The organism is Nocardia terrae (genome assembly GCF_009760405.1).
GTDB classification, from domain to species: Bacteria; Actinomycetota; Actinomycetes; order Mycobacteriales; family Mycobacteriaceae; genus Nocardia; species Nocardia terrae.
Map to the genome: position 1 here is coordinate 138,539 of NZ_WRPP01000002.1, position 13,337 is coordinate 151,875.

At 67.5% G+C, this 13,337-nt stretch carries 12 protein-coding genes; 6 read left to right on the plus strand and 6 right to left on the minus strand.

All coding sequences use genetic code 11. From position 1 onward, the window contains the following. Positions 1–27: 27 nt before the first annotated feature. Positions 28–3,996: an nSTAND1 domain-containing NTPase gene (locus GPX89_RS10420; RefSeq protein ID WP_157387322.1), complete on the minus strand. Its 3,969-nt coding sequence runs from the start codon at positions 3,994–3,996 to the stop codon at positions 28–30. Positions 3,997–4,316: 320 nt separating this feature from the next. On the opposite strand from GPX89_RS10420, the gene GPX89_RS10425 reads away from it, so the two are divergent. Continuing rightward, the gene (locus GPX89_RS10425; RefSeq protein WP_157387323.1) at positions 4,317–4,877 is read left to right on the plus strand and encodes a cutinase family protein; all 561 of its coding nucleotides are present in this window, start codon (positions 4,317–4,319) and stop codon (positions 4,875–4,877) included. A gap of 19 nt (positions 4,878–4,896) precedes the next feature. On the opposite strand, the gene GPX89_RS10430 is transcribed toward GPX89_RS10425, so the two are convergent. The 3 genes from GPX89_RS10430 to GPX89_RS10440 form a co-directional block, all read right to left on the minus strand. Then, complete coding sequence (locus tag GPX89_RS10430; protein WP_157387324.1) at positions 4,897–5,442, minus strand: hypothetical protein; 546 nt, start codon at positions 5,440–5,442, stop codon at positions 4,897–4,899. A gap of 71 nt (positions 5,443–5,513) precedes the next feature. Next, positions 5,514–6,197 (minus strand): VC0807 family protein, encoded by a 684-nt coding sequence (locus GPX89_RS10435; RefSeq protein ID WP_157387325.1) that lies wholly within the window; start codon positions 6,195–6,197, stop codon positions 5,514–5,516. Continuing rightward, entirely contained in the window at positions 6,194–6,826 is a 633-nt protein-coding gene (locus GPX89_RS10440) for a TetR/AcrR family transcriptional regulator (protein ID WP_157387326.1), read from the minus strand. Before GPX89_RS10440 ends, GPX89_RS10435 begins: the two co-directional genes overlap by 4 nt. Before the next feature lie 176 nt (positions 6,827–7,002). Between GPX89_RS10440 and GPX89_RS10445 the strand changes: the two genes are divergently transcribed. From GPX89_RS10445 to GPX89_RS10465, 5 genes are all read left to right on the plus strand, one after another. Further along, complete coding sequence (locus tag GPX89_RS10445) at positions 7,003–7,911, plus strand: ATP-binding cassette domain-containing protein (protein ID WP_157387327.1); 909 nt, start codon at positions 7,003–7,005, stop codon at positions 7,909–7,911. Between the two features lie 294 nt (positions 7,912–8,205). Further along, complete coding sequence (locus tag GPX89_RS10450) at positions 8,206–8,907, plus strand: ABC transporter permease (protein WP_157387328.1); 702 nt, start codon at positions 8,206–8,208, stop codon at positions 8,905–8,907. A gap of 28 nt (positions 8,908–8,935) precedes the next feature. Then, positions 8,936–10,096: a sensor histidine kinase gene (locus GPX89_RS10455; RefSeq protein ID WP_157387329.1), complete on the plus strand. Its 1,161-nt coding sequence runs from the start codon at positions 8,936–8,938 to the stop codon at positions 10,094–10,096. Between the two features lie 21 nt (positions 10,097–10,117). After that, the gene (locus tag GPX89_RS10460) at positions 10,118–10,765 is read left to right on the plus strand and encodes a response regulator transcription factor (protein WP_328601685.1); all 648 of its coding nucleotides are present in this window, start codon (positions 10,118–10,120) and stop codon (positions 10,763–10,765) included. A gap of 106 nt (positions 10,766–10,871) precedes the next feature. Then, positions 10,872–11,708: an SAM-dependent methyltransferase gene (locus GPX89_RS10465; protein ID WP_157387330.1), complete on the plus strand. Its 837-nt coding sequence runs from the start codon at positions 10,872–10,874 to the stop codon at positions 11,706–11,708. Here GPX89_RS10465 and GPX89_RS45830 read toward each other — a convergent pair. Both GPX89_RS45830 and GPX89_RS10475 read right to left on the minus strand, forming a co-directional pair. After that, a complete protein-coding gene (locus GPX89_RS45830; RefSeq protein ID WP_157387331.1) occupies positions 11,696–12,565 on the minus strand; it encodes a CPBP family intramembrane glutamic endopeptidase in 870 nt (289 codons plus the stop codon). The two genes, GPX89_RS10465 and GPX89_RS45830, sit on opposite strands and share 13 nt — an antisense overlap. A 401-nt stretch (positions 12,566–12,966) precedes the next feature. Continuing rightward, a complete protein-coding gene (locus tag GPX89_RS10475) occupies positions 12,967–13,332 on the minus strand; it encodes a DUF2218 domain-containing protein (RefSeq protein WP_157387332.1) in 366 nt (121 codons plus the stop codon). Positions 13,333–13,337: the final 5 nt, after the last annotated feature.

The following is a 13,337-nucleotide window of genomic DNA, read 5'->3' on the forward strand; positions in this document are numbered from 1 at the left end:
TTGTGCAGGTGCACAGGGCGGTGGTGGTCAACTGCCGTGGCAGTACGGGTGATACGGCAGGCTGGGCAGATACTGCTTCCAGAGGTCCTCGGTCCAGAACGTGCCGGTGACCTCGCAGATGCGGTCGATGGCGTGCTGAGTGTCGAGGTCCCAGAGGGCGAAGGTGCCATCGGCTGTCAGGGCGGCCAAGAGGTTGTCGCCGGGGGCGAGGGTAGAGCCGTCGGCGTATCCGCTCGTGGGCGTGAGCGTCGCGAGCTCGGAGGGATGGTCGCGATCGGTGAAGTCCCACAGTCTCAGGACGTTGTCGAAGCCGAGGACGAACAGGGTACGGGAGTCCAGGGTGAAGAAGGCTCCCCCGGGTGCAGGCAGTTTCGTCGCGATCGGGTGGCCGAGCCGTCGTGGTGCGCGCGGATCGCTGATATCCCACGGCTGCATGGTTCCATTGGCGGACACCACCATGGTGCGCATGTCGGGTGCGAAGGTGATCGGGTTCTTGTCGGACGCGCGAGTACGCATCAGCTCGGCGACCTGGCTCGGGTGCGACCGATCTGCGAGGCTCCACAGTGTCGTCACCGATTCCGCATTGTCGCCCGTACCGGAGGTCACGGTCTCGATCATCGTCTTGCTGTCGGGGCCGAAGTCGAACTGCGCGTTGTCCGGCAACTGGATCGGGCCACCGAGGGCAGCCGGCCGAAGTGGGTCCGTGAGGTCCCACAACTGCACCGAATGGTGTTCGTCGACGGTGGAGACTGTGCGGAAATCATCGCTTATGGACCAGAGGCGCAAGGACTTCGGGCCGGGGAAGGTCCAGGCGCCCCGCGAATGCGGGGCGGCCGGATCGGACAGATCGACCGTGGTCATGGTGCTGTGCGCCATGTCCAACTCGAGCAACGTGCTGCCGTCGGGCGCCAGCAGGGTCGAGTCGGTACCCGGATCCGTGTTGTATTCGGTGATCAATTCGGGTGCCTGCGGATTTCGCACATTCCAGAGTGCGGTCGACCGTGGAGAAGCGGACCCGATCGCCAGCTCGGTGCCGTTCGCCTCGAACCTGGAGACATCCTTCGAGCCCGGCCTGGTCGGGGTGAGCGCGGGCGGCAGCGACCAGGTGTGGAGGTCGCCGGTGGACGCTCCGGCGATCAGGCCGCGGCCGTCGCCGGTAAAGGCCAGCGCGCGCGGGCTCGGGTAGCACGTGAATCGGTCTTCCGGGGCATCGCCGAGTTTGAAGCGGCAGGTTGCGGGGCTCACGGCCAGACCGTCGACCAGCACGGTCGGGTCGGCGGGATCGGTCACGTTCAAGACGGTCACCGCCTTGCCGACCGCGGCGGCGAGACTGTGTCCGTCGGGTGCGAAGTCCAGCGCGGACAGTCCGCCGTGGTCGATCTCCCGGCCCGAGGCGAGCCGCGGATGCGCTGGATCGGCGATGTCCCACAGCTGCACGATGGCGTGTGAGCCCGACTCCGGGGTCATGCCGACGGCCAGTAATGCGCTGTCCGGGCGGAACGAGAGGTCCTGAATACCGCCCGTCACAGCGGATTCCGCGGTCGTGGCGAATCCCGGTGCCAGCGGAGTGGGCGCGCCGGGATCCGCGACATTCCACAGCTCGACGGAGTCGAGCGGTGTCGTGCCCTTCCGTTCGAGCCGATCGATCCGGGCGAGCAGGCGCCCGTCGGGACTGAAATGCAGTGCGCCGAATCCCGCCGATCCGTGCAGCTCGCGGGTGGCTCGCTGGATCGGTGCGGTGGGATTGCTCACGTCCCACAGCGTCAGCCGGTCCCAGGTCATCGTCGCGAGGGTGCGGCCGTCCGGACCGAATGCCAATCCGAGCTGACCCGAATCGGTTGGTAGCTGTGCGATCTGGCGAGGGCTGGCGGCATTCGATGTGTCCCACAGCGTGACAATGGGTTTCGGGGGAGTCTGGACATGCGAGACGACGCTCGCGGCGGGTGCGGTGGCCAGCAGTCGGGCGGTGGGATCGACAGCCACCTCACCGATGTCGCTGAGCTGCTGGCCGAGCTGTCGCGGATGCTTCGGGTCGATGGTGTCCCATACTCGCAGGTCGCCGTCGAGATCCAGCGAGACAAGCGTCCGAGCGGCCGGCCGGTACGCGATCCGGGTGATCGACTCGGTATGGCCGGGAGTGACCGACAACAGTGGAGTTGCCTGGGACTGCAGCAATCTGGAGCGCACCGTCGGATCGCCGGGCCGGAGCCGCCACGCGATGAGGTTCAGCTGGGCGGCCAGTGACGGGTCCGAGCGTTGCGCGCGGTCGGCCGCGAGCAGTATTGCGGCGAACTCGTTGTCGGCGCGCCGCTGATCGGAGAGCCGGATCTGGGCGTACAGGCCGATACCGAGCACGAGCAGACCGACGCCGAGTAGGGCGAGAACCGCACGGAGGCGACGGGATCGGCGTCGGCTGGTGCCGGCGAGGCCCACGGAGCGGGCGAGGAACTCCTGGGCCAGCGGCCCGACCGGTGGCGGATCGGCGTGCTCGCGCGCGTTCTGTAGGCGGTTGCCCCGATAGAGCAGCGACGGATCCCGGTCCTGGGCCACCCATTCCGCGGCGTCGGTCTCGATGCGCTGGCGGATGAGATACCCGACGCGGTCCTCGTCGATCCAATCGCGCAGGCGGGGCCAGGCGGTGAGGACGATCTCGTGGGTGAGGGTGACCGCGTCGGCGTCGAGGGTGACCAGGCGGGTGCGGGAGAGCAGTTCCAGGGCGGCGGTGGCGTTCTCGTGGTCGCCGGTGCGGGCGAGGAGTTCGTCTCGGGGCACTGTCCGCCGGGTGTCGCGGGCATCCTGGCTGACCGTGACGAGCCCGAGCAGCATGGTCCGTGCCGCCGTCTGCTGGTCGGAAGAGAGTTCGTTCCAGGCGTATTCGGCGGTCTCGGCGACCGAGCCGACCACGCCGCCCGCTTGCCGGTAGCCCGCGATGGTGAGGCGGCGGCCCTCGCGGTGCTGCCAGGTGGCGGCCATGACGTGCGAGAGCATGGGCAGCGCACCGGGATCGTAGGTGCCGCGATCGTGATGGTCTCCGGCACCGCACAATTCGGTGGTGATCAGCTCTTCGAGTCCCGGCTCGAGATCCAGGCCGACGGCCCGGGCCGGGCCCGAAACAGCTTGCGACAGTTCGTCCATCCGCAAAGGGCCGAGCAGGTAGCCGCGGTGTTCCAGGGCGTCCTGCAGGATCAGGTAGTTCAGGCAGTGGGCGTAGAAGTCGGCGCGCAGCGCGATCACCACCGCGATCGGGTCGTCGGTGCGCCGGGCACAGGCGTCGAGAGCCTTCAGGAACAGTTCCCGCTCGTGTTCCTGGTCGCAGACGGTGAACAGTTCCTCGAACTGGTCCACGATCACCAAGCGTCGTGGACCGTCGGCGCGCGCGGCCAGTGCGTCCTCCGCGAGGGACGGGTGCGCGCCCGGCGTCAGCGTCGTGATCTCCCAGTCCGTCAGCTCGGGCCCTAATCCCGCTGCCAGCAGCGAGGATTTGCCCGCACCCGATGCGCCGACGAGGGCGATGATCCCCGCCGCCGAGCGCACCATGGCCGCGATCTCACCGACCGCGCGCGTCCGTCCGAAGAACAGCGTGCGATGCTCGGGCCCGTAGGCGCGCAGGCCCTGGTACGGGCAGGCGGCCTCGGTGTCCTCCTGCGGATTCCAGCTGGTCGCCTCTTGCCAGATCCGTTGCCACTCCGCGGGATCGGCGAGGGGACGTGGTGCCGGGGCGCCGGTCTTGCGGGCCAGCTCGGCCAGGGTCAGCACCACCGGCAGCAGGGATTCGAAGCGGGCCGGGACATTTCGTCCCGCCTTCCAGTCGCTGATGCGCTGCGCCGAGGCTCCGCCCGGCCGGGTGCCGCGGGCGGCCCGCATCCGCTCCTCGGCCGCGTTGGCGACCCGCCGCAGGGTCGGATTCCCGGCCGCGGCATACAGTTCGGTGAACCGCTGCGCGAAAGCGGCGCGCGGTGAGCGCGGTGGGTCGGCCCCGATGTCCCCAGCGACCACGACTTCCCCCGTACCCCGTTCGATCCGCGTCTGTTCGCGGTCAATCTAGTTGCCGCGGACCAAGATTGCCGAATCCAACTGGGCACCGGGCCGGTCGGGGCGGGTGCGAATCCTTGGTTATGGCCTGCCACATCGCGAAACGGCCTACTAAATCGGGGTGTATGTAACTGTTTCAACAGGAATGCGGAACGCCAGCTATTGCTGGGTACATCCAGCGCAAGCCGGGCGCGACCCGGAGGTTTGAAGTATAGAAAGTTACGACTATGCGTAGAGCAACGGCGCTCTTCGCCGCATTACTGTTGGCTATCCTCTTTTCCACCATGACACACCTGACGGCCCCGAAAGCCAATGCCGATGACTGCACCGGTGATTGGGCGATCGGCATCGGCGGGCTCGGCGACAACACCTCGTCGTCCTTCTCCGCCTTTGTGAATCAGCCTGTCGGTTACAACTCCGCCGACCCGATGTCGGGGTTGAACGAAGTCGACCGGCTGTTCTGGCAACACCGAAATGACTGCCCCGGCGACCACATTCGGATCATCGGGCACAGCGAGGGCGCGGGAATCGTGCACGCCTGGGTCACCGCACACCAGGATGTCGACAACGCGAACGCCATTCTGCTGTCCGATCCCAAGCGGGACGCGGGCCCCGGCGGCCCGGGCCTGGCGTCGACTCCCGGCAGCGGGATCATCGGCTACCCACTGGCGGGTGTCGACGACTGGTTCGGCGGCTTCCCGGTTCTGACGGTGTGCAATTCCGACGACCAGATCTGCGACACCAATGCCGGCTGGTGGGGTTACCTCTTCGGGGGAGCGCATACTCGTTACGATTTCAACGTCTGGGACTATGGCGACTGGGATTCCGGCGTCTGGTACCGGTAAACGAATGATTCGAAGGGGATCAGTAGCCGAAAGGCTCTGGTCCCCTTTGGCTGAACCCGTGCCCCAGCGACGTGCAGATCGCCGAACCATTCCAGGTGATCTGACACGTCGCACCGGCATGTGTGACGGAGAACTGCGGATCGTGTCCGCTCACCTGGGTCAGGGCGGCCAGACCCGGATTGCCACCCGGCAGCGTGTGGCTGCCGTTGGAATTCCACTCCGGATGCGCGGGCAGCGCGGTCGAATCGATGACTATGGCAGGAACATTCGGGAACGGCACCTGCACGCCCGTGTACAACACATTCATGGTCGCCGGGGCCGCGAGATCGCATCCCACCGCGCCGTTGTCTCCGATCGAGCAGTTCCATTCGCCGAGCGCGAAATACAGACTGTCACCGACCTGAACGGGACCGCCTGGGCCGTCGGCGTGCGCGCCGCCCGCTCCGACCAGACCGGCAACAATCCCGAGCATTCCCCCGCAAACCCATGCGGTAGCAGCTTTCAGAGTCTTGGACACGGCATCTCCCTGATGCGCAAAGTGAGTTATCGGGCCGAAGGCAGCCACAGAGAAAACGTTACGCTTTACGACGCAAAGAGGGCAGTTCTGTCGAGGGGGCTAACACAATTTTCGCTGCGTCAGACCTTCAGCCCGTTGCGGGTGACGTAAAAGATGTGGAAGGAAATCAGGAACGCCAGGACGACCAGCCATTGCAGGGTGGTGGCGAGCGGGACCGCGTCCAGCGGAAGGGAATAGGCGAGAGTAATCCGGATGACCGCGTCGAGGGTGAAGCCCGCACCCCAGACCGCGGTCATCACCCGCAAATGATGGCGGAACCGGGAATCGTTGTCCCAGCGCGCATCCCATTCCCGATAACCGGCCTCACCGATTTTCACGGTGACGATAGTGCGGGCGAGACTGCGCATCATCGGCCGCCGGGTGAACAGCGTCGCCAGGATCCACAGGCCGACCGCGCCGAAGAGCCAGCTGTCGCGCACGAGCAGTGTGCGCGGGTCGCCGGTGACCAGGGAGACCGCGGTGCCGACCACGATCATGGTGAGGGTGAACAGGGCGACGGCGTCCACGCGGCGGTGGCGGCGGGCGTCGTAGGCGAGGAACGGCAGGGTGATCAGGGCCGGAGCGATCAGGGCGGCCCAAGGATTGACACCGGCCGCGCGCAATGCGTAATACGCCGCGATCGGCAGGACCAGTTCCACGATCACCTGGCGCGCGGTGTGTCTGCGCAGTGCGGCGCGTTTCTGCGCCTCGGTGCGATCGGCCGGTGCGGGGGATTCGGAGGCGATCGGGTGCGCCATTGTCATGCGTCCTTCCGGGTGGCGCGGTCGAAAATCTCGGCCAGTTCGCGGGCGGTGGCGGCGGCGTCGAATTCGGGATCGACGGCCGCCCGGGCAATGGCGGCGTCGAGTGCGCCGCGAATGGCCATCACCATGACGGCCGGATCGAAATCGCGAAATACACCGTCGCGCTGTCCCGCTCGCAAGATGTCGGCCTGGGCGGCGGCGTTCGAGCCCAATTGGTCCAGCAGGCCGAACAGGTGCGGATCGTCGGTGCCGGCATTGGCGGCGATATTCGACAGCGCCCGCATGTGTTTCGGATATTCGTCGACCAGGGCCAGATTCGCGGCGAAGAACGCGAGCATCCGCCCTCGGTAACCGGATTCGGTGTCGAGCTTGCCGACGATGAATTCGGCGGCGGTGGCCATGATGCGGGTGACGACCTCGCGGATCAGATCGCCCTTGCCCTGGAAGTGGTAGGAGATCATGCCGGTGCTGGAGAGCCCGGCCTGCTTGGCGATCTTGGCGAAGGAGGCATTGGCGTAGCCCTGGTCGGCGATGACCTCGACGGCCGCGTCCACGATCTGCGCGCGGCGGGCGTTCTCGGTGAAGGTCCGCTCCGAAGCTTGCTTGCTTGAGTTGACTCTTGCTTGCATGAGCAAAACCGTACGCGGATTTGCTCAACCGAGCAAGAGTTTCGCGGCCCGCGGATAAGCCAAAAGTGTTAGCCGAGCGTGTGCCGTCGTCTGATGGCCGGGCCCGCCGAACACGGGAGGGTCGAAGCCGACACGGTGGCGCAGCGGGCGTCACCCACCGGCGAGAGGTGAACCCAATGATCCAGGCACGAGGGCTCGGCAAGCGCTACGGCGACGTCCCGGCGGTCGACAACCTGTCCTTCGATGTCCGGCCGGGCGTGGTGACCGGATTCCTGGGCCCCAACGGCGCGGGCAAGTCCACCACCATGCGGCTCATGCTCGGGCTCGACCACGGCAGCGGCCGCACCCTGTTCGACGGGCAGACCTACGCCGAACTGGCCGACCCGCTGCGCTCGGTGGGCGTCATGCTGGACGCTCGCGCGGTCCACCCCAAGCGCACCGCGATCGGGCACCTGCGAATGATCGCGGCCGGGGCCGGAATCCACGAGGACCGCGTCGACGCGGTCCTCGGCATGGTCGGGCTCGCCGATGTGGCCGGAAAGCGGGCGGGCGGATTCAGCCTCGGCATGCAGCAGCGGCTCGGGCTCGCGGCGGCACTGCTCGGCGACCCGGCCACGCTGATCCTGGACGAGCCCGCCAACGGGCTGGACCCGGAGGGCGTGCGCTGGCTGCGCGAACTGCTCAAGGGGCTCGCGCGCCAAGGCCGCACCGTCTTCGTGTCCTCGCATCTGCTCAACGAGATGGCGCACCTGGCGGATTCGCTCATCGTCATCGGCGCGGGCCGGCTGCTGGCGGCCGAATCGGTGGCCGAATTCGTGGGCCGCAATTCCGCCGCCCGCATCGTGGCCCGCACCGACCGGCCCGAGGCACTGGCGGAGATGCTGAGCCGCAATGGCTTCCAGGTCCGGGTCGAGGCCGATGGCGCGGTCGTCATCGAGGGCGACGACCGCCAGCGCGTCGCGGTACTCGCCATGCAGGCGGGCCTGCTGGTCACCGAACTGACCCGGGCCAGCACCAGCCTCGAAGACGCCTTCTTCCACGCCACCGCCGACGCCGCCCAGTACCGCGGCCACGCCGCCGCCTGAAACCACCCGACCTGGGCCACACCGCGCCGCCCGCCTGAAATCGGCTGATCTGGCTGTGCGGCTCCGCCTGAAATCGGCTGATCTGGCTGTGCGGCTCCGCCTGAAATCGGCTGATCTGGCTGTGCGGCTCCGCCTGAAATCGGCTGATCTGGCTGTGCGGCTCCGCCTGAAACCGGCCGATCTGGCTGTGCGGCTCCGCCTCGGATGGGTCTCTCGGCGTTGTGCTGGCCGGGACCATCCGCAGCTGCCTGAACGGGTCCGCGCTGCGCCACCCACTTGAAAGGAATTCCCTTCGTGTTCAACGCTATTCGCTATGAGTTGACCCGCCTGGTCACCGTGCGCTCCACGTGGGTGCTGCTGGCGGCCGGCCTCGTCCTGCAGGGCCTCATCGCCTATCTGTCCGCGAGTCGCGACTACGCCACGCCCGCCGAACAATTCGCGGCCTCTGTGCACGGCCTGCCGCTGATCCTGGCCGCCCTGTTCGGAACCGCGGTCGCCGTCAACGCCTTCGGCCACGAATACCGCTACGGCACCATCACGACCACCATGCTCACGCTGCGCCGTCCAGGCCGGGTGATGGCGGCCAAGGCACTGACCGTCGGCGCGCTCATGGCGGTCTACGGACTCGGTCTGGTCGGTGTCACGGTGCTCGTCCAGGGTGTGATCTCGCGGCTGCCCGGTGAACCCTCGCATCTCGCATACGCTTTCGTCGGTGTCCCGGTGTACGTGCTGCTGGCCGGGCTGGTGGGCCTCGGCGTCGCGGCGCTGACCCGCAATGCGACCGTGTCCATGGTGGCGGCCATCGGCTTCCCGACCGTGGTGGAGACCGGTGCGGTGCTTGCCGGTGCGAACGCGAAGCTGATGCCGTTCCTGTCGGCCGGTCAGTCGGTGCAGCCCGGGTCCGGCAATCCGGTGCTGCTGATGCTGCCGCTGCTCGCCCTCGCCGTCGGTTTGCTGTCCGCCGGTGTCGTGCTGCTCGCGCGCCGTGACGTGTGACGCCGACGCGGCGACTAGGGTTGCCGGAGTGAGCAGGACGCGACGGATCGCCAGGCTGGTCCTCGATGTCGTGCTCGCCGCGGTCTTCGGTCTGATCGCCTTCGACGAGGTGCGCACCTCGTCGATCGGCCTGCTGCCCGCTGCGGCGGGACCGGTCGTGGCGATCGCGGCCGGTGTCGCTCTGTTGGTGCGGCGATACCGGCCACTGCCGGTGCTGGCGGCGACGCTGCTCGCCATGATGCTGGTCGGTGCGGCGGCCCCGGTGCTGCCCGCGATGTACACCGTCGCCCGCCGCTACGGCAATCGCCGCACGACCTGGTTGTCGGTGCCGGCCGCGCTGATCGTGCTGGCGGTGCCGTGGGGCGCGGGCACCTATCCGGCCCTGTTCTTCAGCCGCGCCGGGCTGATGGCCCTGGTGCTCGCGGTGCCGCTGCTGCTGGGACTGTGGACCGCCCAGCGCGCGGAAACCCTGGCCGCCCTGCGGGAACGCGCCGAGCAGGCCGAACGGGAACGCGACCTGCGCGCCGCCGCGGCCGTGGAAGCCGAGCGCCTGCGCATCGCCGGGGAACTGCACGACATCGTGGCGCACCGGATTTCACAGATCACCGTGCTGGCCGGAGCCCTGGAGGTCTCCGCCGACGGCAAGCCCGCCGAGATCGCGGGCACCATCCGCACCACCGGCGCTCGCGCCCTGGCCGAGATGCGGGAACTGCTCGGCATCCTGCGGGAACCGGCGGACGCGCTGGCGCAACGGAATTCGACCGATCGCGAACTGCTGCGCCCCGCCCCCGACCTGGGGGCGATCCCCGAACTGGTCTCCGACGCCGTGGAGGCCGGACAACAGGTGGACCTGACGATGCCCGATCCGCTGCCCGAGGTGTCCGGCCCGGTCGGCCGCGCCGCGTACCGGATCGTGCAGGAGGCGTTGACCAATGCCGCCAAACACGCCGCCGGAGCCGAGGTGCGCGCGGCGCTGGCCGTGGTCGGCGGCGTCCTCGACATCGATGTGCGCAACGGCCACGGCGACCACACCCCGCTGGCCGCCCAGGGTTCGGGTTTCGGCCTGCTGGGCATGCGTAAGCGGGTCGAACTCGCCGGTGGCAGTCTGCATTCCGGGCCGCTGGCCGGCGGCGGCTATGTGGTGCACGCGACGTTCCCGCTCGCCGAGCCGGAACCGGTGGACGAATGAGACTGTGGTGAGGGAGGTTTCGTGATCCGGGTGGTGCTGCTCGACGACGAGGAGCTGGTGCGCTCCGGCATAGCCATGATCCTGGAGGCCGGTGGCGGCATCGAGGTCGTGGCGCAGGACGCCGACGGCCGTGGCGTTGTCGGGCTCGTGCACAAGCATCGCCCCGATGTGGTGGTCACCGACATCCGCATGCCACACGTGGACGGCCTCGAGGTGACCCGGCGGGTGCGCGCGCTGCCGGACCCGCCCGCCGTGGTGGTGCTGACCACCTTCGGACTCGACGAATATGTCTACGCCGCACTGGAATCCGGGGCGGCCGGGTTTCTGCTCAAGGACACTCCGCCCCGGGAGCTGGCCCGCGCCGTCGAGGTGGTGGCCGCGGGCGACGCGATCCTCGCGCCCGCCATCACCAAACGCATGCTCACCGCCTTCACCCAGGGGCCCGGCTCCCAGCAGCCCGACGCCCTGGCCCGCCTCGACCAGCTCACCGAGCGCGAACGCGAGGTGGCACTGGCCGTGGCGACCGGCGCGGGCAACGCCGAAATCGCCCGCACCCTCCACATGAGCGAGTCCACGGTGAAGGTCCACATCAGCCGCATCATCGCCAAGCTCGGTCTCGAGAACCGCACCCAGATAGCAATCCTGGTACTCCGCGCCGGCCTGGCCTGACCCCACCCCTCGAAAATTGTTGATGATCAATGCATTCGCGCAATGTTCGCCGGTCGTCTGGCGCATACTTGTGGCGATCCGGAGACGCCACACCGAGGAGTCAGCGATGTCCAAATCCGACTACCCCAGCTCAGTGCCGGTCGGGGTGGACACTTCTCGCGCCAGCATCGCACGGGTCTACGATGCATTCCTCAACGGAAAAGACAATTTCGAGGTCGATCGTGAGGTTCTCGCTCGGGTGCAGCAGGCCGCACCACAGGCCACCGACCTGGCGTGGGCCAATCGTGACTTCCTGATCCGAGTGTGCCGATTCTTGGCTCGTTCTGCGGGGATCGATCAGTTCCTGGATCTTGGATCGGGGTTGCCGACGGCGGAGAACACACATCAGGTGGTGCAGCGGATCAACTCCGATGCCCGGGTGATGTATCTGGACAACGATCCCATGGTCCTCGCGCACGGTCGGGCGCTCCTGGCCGAAAACGACAAGGCCCTGATCGGGACCGCCGATATCTTCCAGCCGCTGGAAGTGCTCGAGAACGAATCCGTGCTCGAGCATTTGGATTTCACCCGTCCGCTGGCGCTGCTGCAGGTCGGAACCCTGCACCACTACCTCGGCGATGACTCGGCCAAGTTGATGCAGACCTACATCGATGCCCTGCCCGCCGGATCATTCGTGGCCATCTCGCACTTCTTCGATCCTCAGGACCCACAAAAGCCCGAGCTCAGCGAATTGGCGGCGAAAATGGAGGAGAAGTTCATCCACAGCCCGATGGGCAGCGGTCGTTTCCGCACCCGCGACGAAATCCAGGCCATGTTCGGCGATCTGGAGATGGTCGAGCCCGGATTGGTGCTGTGTGACGACTGGTGGCAAGACGGGCCGCGCCTGCAGAATCTCAGCCCGGTCCGCGAGTGCATAGTCGGCGGCGTCGGTCACAAACGGTAGTTTCGTGAAACGCCCGCGGCGTCTCGTAATGCATGCCCGCCGGCGGGCCGATCGCGGTGGCCGGCCGTGCGCACCGGGAAGATGGCGAACAGTGTCGCCGCGACGATCGCGAAGAGCACCCAGCCGGTAACACCGCCGGCGCTGAGCAGGGAGTGCGGCTGCCGGCCGGAGGCTGCGAACACACTGATCGAACCCATGGTCGCGTTCGATGCCGCGTGGGCCACCGCGGACGGCCAGACACTGCCCGACCAGAGTCGAAGCCAGCCGAGGATGCAGCCGACGGTCACACAGAATCCGATGAAGGCGACGACCGCCCACGCCCCGAGCTCCGGATAGTTGTAGCCGAGCAATGTCAACGGGGCGTGCCACAGCGCCCAGATGACACCGGTGGTGATCACTCCCGCGAAGATCCCGAATCGGTTGACGAGTTGTGGCATCAGCCATCCGCGCCAGCCTATTTCCTCGCCGAGCGTCAGCGGAATGTTGACCAGGATCGCTGTGGTCAGGTCGGCGACGAGCAGGGCGGCCATCCACCCTGCGTTGTAGTAGCTGAAGTCGAACTCGAACAGCCCGAATGCCGCCGCCAGGCCGAATGCGCCCCACACTAATGCGATCATGCCCAGCCAGGCTCCGATGATCGACCACAGGACCCGGGCCGGTTTGTCTCCCAATCGGAGTCCGACCTGAGAGACCAGCTCCGACAATGAGATTCGGCGAGAGCCGGCGACCGCCAGTACCCCCAGCGTCGGCGTGAGCATCATCAACCCCGCGCCGGTCCTCAGCCAATGCGACCGCAGCCCCTGACCATCGAGCCACGGCCCCACCCCGAGCACCCATGCCAGTCCGAAGGCCGTCACGATGAAAACTATGAAATCACCACGCCGAGCGATCATTACGATTCCCCTCCCGTCTCGGCTCGTTGACCCCGCGGTCCGGCCGCACTGGCAGAGCCGATCCAGCAACAGTGACCGCCCACGATTCCCACCGCAACTGAAATACTGAAAACCTCCGCCGCTGTAGCGGTTGTCGAACGGGCGCGTGATGTCGGCAACCTTGTCGACGCGGTATGTGGCTCGCGGTCTTGATGTGATATCGGAGCCCGACTCGAACGCCCCGGTCGGCTCGAGCGCGTATACCCGCAAGCCCCGACCTGTGCCAGATCCTGAAGGTAGAGGCCGTGAGCGAGTAGCGAACCTCCACCCGCCGCGCGAAGCGTATGCGTGACGGGGAATCCGTATCCAGAGTCGCTTCGGCGACGCTATCCGGTTCGGAATTGGATGGGGTTCCACTCGATGGTGAGGGCGCCGCGGGCGAAGCGGGCGAGGTCGGCGGTGATGAGGTCGCGGAGGCGGTCCAGGGCGGTGGTGTCGGGTGCGTCGAGGCGAATGACGAGGGTGTTGGTCGTCGCGGTCAGGGTGCACGTTCCCCATGGGTCGAAGTGGGCGACGGTGCGGTCGTCGGTGCCTTCCACGCGCAGCTGAACAGTGTTGGGGGAGTGCTGGTTTCCGGCGTGTGCGCGGAGTCGGCGGCCGCGGGGGGAGGCCATGGCCTCGGCGTGGGTGCGGAACTGGCGCAGGTAGCGGGCGGGCCGGTCGGTGGGGATCCGGGCTTCGAGCGTGGGCATCGACG

Bases quoted from the DNA above. Each gene is read 5' to 3' on its own strand.
- GPX89_RS10425 (WP_157387323.1), top strand. From the start codon at position 4,317: ATGACACACCTGACGGCCCCGAAAGCCAATGCCGATGACTGCACCGGT.
- GPX89_RS10435 (WP_157387325.1), bottom strand. From the start codon at position 6,197: ATGACAATGGCGCACCCGATCGCCTCCGAATCCCCCGCACCGGCCGAT.
- GPX89_RS10440 (WP_157387326.1), bottom strand. From the start codon at position 6,826: ATGCAAGCAAGAGTCAACTCAAGCAAGCAAGCTTCGGAGCGGACCTTC.
- GPX89_RS10445 (WP_157387327.1), top strand. From the start codon at position 7,003: ATGATCCAGGCACGAGGGCTCGGCAAGCGCTACGGCGACGTCCCGGCG.
- GPX89_RS10465 (WP_157387330.1), top strand. From the start codon at position 10,872: ATGTCCAAATCCGACTACCCCAGCTCAGTGCCGGTCGGGGTGGACACT.
- GPX89_RS10475 (WP_157387332.1), bottom strand. From the start codon at position 13,332: ATGCCCACGCTCGAAGCCCGGATCCCCACCGACCGGCCCGCCCGCTAC.